Origin of the sequence: Kitasatospora sp. NPDC004799 (genome assembly GCF_040609095.1) — a bacterium.
In the GTDB taxonomy this organism is placed as follows: domain Bacteria; phylum Actinomycetota; class Actinomycetes; order Streptomycetales; family Streptomycetaceae; genus Kitasatospora.
The window spans coordinates 1-4649 of the sequence record NZ_JBEXJK010000545.1 but is presented as its reverse complement, the minus strand read 5'-3'; the positions used below and the strand labels follow the sequence as shown (position 1 = coordinate 4649).

The window sequence follows — 4649 nt, the reverse complement described above, 5'->3', positions numbered from 1 at the left end:
CTCGGCCTGCGCGAGCGCGTCGCGGTGTACGGCGGGGACCTGGACGCCCGGCGGCGGCTCGGCGGCGGCTTCCGGGTCCGCGCCCGGATCCCGCTGGACCGGCCGTGACGGAGGGAACCGTGGAGCAGGGGAACGGACAGGGGGAAGAGCACGTGGAGCCCGGGTACCGGCCACGAGTGGTGATCGCCGACGACCAGGAGCTGGTCCGCACCGGCTTCCGGATGATCCTCACCGCACGCGGAATCGACGTGGTCGCCGAGGCCGCCGACGGCGCCGAGGCGGTGGCGGCCGCCGTGCTGCACCGCCCGGACGTGGCGCTGCTGGACATCCGGATGCCGACCATGGACGGCCTGGAGGCCGCCCGGCGCATCCTGGCGCAGGTGCCCGGCTGCCGGGTGATCATGCTGACCACCTTCGACCTGGACCACTACGTCTACGCCGCGCTGTCCGCCGGGGCCAGCGGCTTCCTGCTCAAGGACGTGACCTCGGCCCATCTCGCCGCCGCCGTACGGCTGGTGGACACCGGGGACGCGCTGCTCGCCCCGTCGATCACCCGGCGCCTGGTGGAGCGCTTCGCGGCCGGCGCACCGCGGCCGGCCCCGGGCGCCGAGGGCCCGCCGCTGCACCGCGACCTCGCTCCGCTCACCCCGCGCGAGGCGGAGGTGCTCGCGCTGCTCGGGCGAGGACTGTCCAACACCGAGCTGGCTCGCGAACTGACGCTCAGCGAGTCGACGGTGAAGACCCATGTGGCCCGGATCTTCGCCAAGCTGAACCTGCGCGACCGGGCGCAGGCGGTGGTCCTCGCCTACGAGACCGGGCTGGTCGCACCCGGTGGCGGCTGACCGCCACCTCCTCACCCCCGTGTACCGATTCGCGTGACTATCATCTGAATCTCACTCATTAGAGCGAACTCTTCACCGAATTCCCCTTTTTACCCGTTCATGGTGCACCATCTGCATGTCCACGCCCGAACAGCACCAACCCCTCGGGCGGGCGCCCCCCGGCACAACGAGAACACCTGGACCGGCCCGTGACCACCACCGCCCCCGTGTGGGACTGCCCCTTCCACCACACCGACGGCCTGGAGTTCGACCCCCTCCTGAAGCGGCTGCTCACCGAGGCCCCGGTCGCCAGGATCCGGCTGCCGCACGGCGAGGGCGAGGCCTGGCTGGCCACCCGGTACGAGGACGTCAAGGTGGTCACCACCGACCGCCGGTTCAGCCGCGCCGGGGGCATCGGCCGCGACCTGCCCCGGATGACGCCCGCCCCGATCGCCCAGGCCGAGGCGATCAACCTGATGGACCCGCCCGCCCACAACCGGCTGCGCCGGCTGGTCGCCCAGGGCTTCACCAACCGCCAGGTCGAACGGATGCGCCCGGCCACCCAGCGGACCGTCGACGGCTACTTCGACGAGATGACCGAGCACGGCGCCCCCGCCGACCTGATGCACTTCCTGGCCAACCGCCTCCCGCTCGCCACCATCTGCGACCTGCTGGACATCCCCGCGGCCGACCGCGCCGAACTGCGCGGCCACGCGGTGGCGATGATGCGGATGGGCCCGGGCAGCCGGGACGGCCAGGAGGCCGCCAAGACCGCGCTGCGCGGCTACTTCACCGAGCTGACCGCCGAGCGCCGGGCGCACCCCGGCGAGGACCTGATCAGCGCCCTGGCCACCGCCCGCGACGGCGACGAGCTGCTGGACCCGGACGAGCTGACCGTGATGGCGATGGTCCTGCTGGTCACCGGCCACGACACCAGCACCTACCAGCTGGGCAACCTCACCTACACCCTGCTCACCCACCCCGAGCAGCTCGCCAAGCTGCGCGCGCAGCCGGACATGCTGCCGCGCGCCCTGGAGGAGCTGCTGCGCTTCATCCCGTTCCGCCAGGGCGTCGGCATCGCCCGGGTCGCCACCGAGGACGTCGAGCTGGGCGGCACGCTGATCCGGGCCGGCGAGGCCGTGCACGTCTCCTACCTCACCGCCAACCGGGACCCGGCCTACTGCGAGCGCCCCGACGAGCTGGACCTCGACCGCGGCGCGCCCACCCACATGACCTTCGGGTACGGCCAGCACCACTGCCTCGGCTCGCACCTGGCCCGGATGGAGCTGCAGGTCGCCCTCGGCACCCTGCTGCGCCGCTTCCCCGGTCTGCGGCTGGCCGTCGATCCGTCCGAACTCGACTGGAACTCCGGCTCGATCTGGCGCTTCCCGCGCACCCTGCCGGTGGCCTGGTAACCGCCTCCCCTGTCCGCCGCCCCGCCCACCGGCGGCGCGGCGCCCGTACCGCTCCACGCATCCACCGGCCTGCCACCAGGCCCCCAGGGGAGACCCACCCATGGCAACTCTCTGCCGCCCGGCGATCGCCGTGCCCGAGCACGTCATCACGCTCGAGGAGACCCTCGACCTGGCCCGCACCCTGCACGCCGGCCACCCCCAACTCGGCCTGGCGCTGCGGCTGATCGAGAACACCGGGGTGCGCACCCGGCACCTGGTCCAGCCGATTGAGCGGACGCTCACCCACCCGGGCTTCACCGTCCGCAACGAGGTGTACGAGCGCGAGGCCAAGCGGCGCGTTCCCGAGGTGGTCGAACGCGCCCTCGCGTACGGGGAGTTGACCGCCGGGGACATCGACCTGATCGTCTACGTGTCGTGCACCGGCTTCATGATGCCGTCGATGACCGCCTGGCTGATCAACACCATGGGCTTCCGCTCCGACACCCGGCAGGTGCCGATCGCCCAGCTCGGCTGCGCGGCCGGCGGCGCCGCCGTCAACCGGGCGCACGACTTCTGCCGCGCCTACCCGGGCGCCAACGTCCTGATCGTCGCCTGCGAGTTCTGCTCGCTCTGCTACCAGCCGACCGACCTCGGCGTCGGCTCGCTGCTCTCCAACGGCCTGTTCGGGGACGCGGTCGCCGCCGTGGTGATGCGCGGGAACGGCGGGCGCGGCGTGCAGGTCGAGCGCAACGGCTCGCACCTCGTCCCGCACACCGAGGACTGGATCTCGTACGGGGTGAAGGACACCGGCTTCCACTTCCAGCTGGACAAGCGGGTGCCCGGCACCATGGAGATGCTCGCGCCCGCGCTGCGCGGCCTGGCCGGGGAGCACGGCTGGGACGTCTCCGGGCTCGGCTTCTACGTCGTGCACGCGGGCGGCCCGCGCATCCTGGACGACCTGTGCCGCTTCCTCGACCTGGAGCCGGCCACCTTCCGCTACAGCCGGGCGACGCTCACCGAACGCGGCAACATCGCCAGCGCCGTGGTCTTCGACGCCCTGGCCCGGCTGTTCGCCGACGGCGGCGTGCCCGAGGGCACCACCGGGCTGATCGCCGGCTTCGGTCCGGGCATCACCGCCGAGATCTCGCTGGGCAGTTGGGTCGGCGCACCGGCCGAGGGGCCGCGCCCGCGCCGCCCGCGCGCCATCTCCACCTCCGACATCGCCCTCGTCCATCCGAGCGCCCCCCGCCGTTTCCCGGCCGGCACTACCATCACCGAATGACCGACACCACGGACCGCACCGACACCACGGACCGCACCGGAACATCCGCCAGATCCGCCGAACTCGCCGCCCTGTTCCCCGCGTTGCACGCCCCGCAGTACTGGGGCTGGGGGCGGTTCGACGCGCAGTTCTCCACCGAGCCGCCGCCGGACGCCCTGGTCACCAACATCCACCTGGTCGGCTTCGCGGAGGGCCGGGTGGTGCTCTGCCGGGACGACCGGGACCACTGGTTCCTGCCCGGCGGCACCCGGGAGCAGGGCGAGAGCATCGCCTCCTGCCTGGCCCGCGAGCTGCGGGAGGAGGCGGGCGCGCGGCTGCTCGGCGAGCCGCACTGGCTGGGCGCGCACCGCTGCCGCACCGACGACCCGGTGCCGTACCGGCCGTGGCAGCCACACCCGGAGAAGGCCTGGCTCTGGGGCTGGGGCGAGGTCGCGCTGGACTCCGCGCCGACCAACCCGACGGACGGCGAGCAGGTGGTCGAGGTCCGTCCAGTGCCGCCCGCGGAGGCCCAGCGGCTGCTGCTGGCCGGGCACGACGACTGGTGGGGCGAGCTGGTGGCGCTGGCGGTGGAGCTGCGCCGGCGGGCCGGGCTGGGCTGACGCGCCCCCGCCCCCGGCTCCGGCTCCCGTCCCCGGTTATTCCCGTCGGGGCGGAAGACCACCGGAACGGCCGAACAGCGGCGAGCCATGTCCGTTTTGCGATGGTATGACTCGACCATGGACACCACCTCGCTGGCCGTGGACTACCCGGCGCTCCACATCTTCTGGACGATGCTGGAGCTGTTCCTCTGGATCCTCTGGTTCTTCCTGCTGTTCAAGATCATCACGGACATCTTCCGCAGCCACGACCTCGGCGGCTGGGCCAAGGCCGGCTGGCTGGTCCTGGTGATCCTCCTGCCGCTGATCGGCGTCCTCGCGTACCTGATCGCCCGCGGGCAGTCGATGGGCAAGCGGGACGTCGAACAGGCCCAGCAGACCGAGGCCGCGTTCAAGGCCTACATCAGGGACGCGGCCGGGTCCGGGCCCGCGCCGGGCGCCGCCGGCGGCGGCCGCAGCCACGTCGACGACCTGGCGAAGCTCGCCGACCTCAAGGAGAAGGGCGCCATCTCCGACGAGGAGTACCAGCGGGCCAAGGACAAGCTCCTGACCTGAG

Annotated in this window: 5 protein-coding genes and 1 pseudogene; all 6 read left to right on the top strand. The window is 72.7% G+C overall.

Annotated features, from left to right (window positions below; translation table 11 throughout):
- A pseudogene (locus tag ABZW03_RS37645) lies at positions 1-108 on the top strand (sensor histidine kinase); the annotation flags it as partial.
- Positions 109-119: 11 nt separating this feature from the next.
- Positions 120-842: a response regulator transcription factor gene (locus tag ABZW03_RS37640; RefSeq protein ID WP_355268900.1), complete on the top strand. Its 723-nt coding sequence runs from the start codon at positions 120-122 to the stop codon at positions 840-842.
- Positions 843-1030: 188 nt separating this feature from the next.
- A complete protein-coding gene (locus ABZW03_RS37635; RefSeq protein WP_355268898.1) occupies positions 1031-2236 on the top strand; it encodes a cytochrome P450 in 1206 nt (401 codons plus the stop codon).
- A gap of 100 nt (positions 2237-2336) precedes the next feature.
- Positions 2337-3497 carry a type III polyketide synthase gene (locus ABZW03_RS37630; RefSeq protein WP_355268896.1) on the top strand — a complete coding sequence of 387 codons (1161 nt, stop codon included), beginning with the start codon at positions 2337-2339 and terminating at the stop codon, positions 3495-3497.
- Positions 3494-4096, top strand: a complete 603-nt coding sequence (locus ABZW03_RS37625) for an NUDIX hydrolase (RefSeq protein ID WP_355268894.1) — start codon at positions 3494-3496, stop codon at positions 4094-4096. The genes ABZW03_RS37630 and ABZW03_RS37625 overlap by 4 nt, the downstream gene beginning before the upstream one ends.
- Positions 4097-4213: 117 nt before the next feature.
- The gene (locus tag ABZW03_RS37620; RefSeq protein WP_355268892.1) at positions 4214-4648 is read left to right on the top strand and encodes an SHOCT domain-containing protein; all 435 of its coding nucleotides are present in this window, start codon (positions 4214-4216) and stop codon (positions 4646-4648) included.
- Position 4649 lies beyond the last annotated feature (1 nt).

Coding starts and splice junctions, on each gene's coding strand:
- ABZW03_RS37625 (WP_355268894.1), top strand. CDS start 3,494: ATGACCGACACCACGGACCGCACCGACACCACGGACCGCACCGGAACA.
- ABZW03_RS37630 (WP_355268896.1), top strand. CDS start 2,337: ATGGCAACTCTCTGCCGCCCGGCGATCGCCGTGCCCGAGCACGTCATC.
- ABZW03_RS37620 (WP_355268892.1), top strand. CDS start 4,214: ATGGACACCACCTCGCTGGCCGTGGACTACCCGGCGCTCCACATCTTC.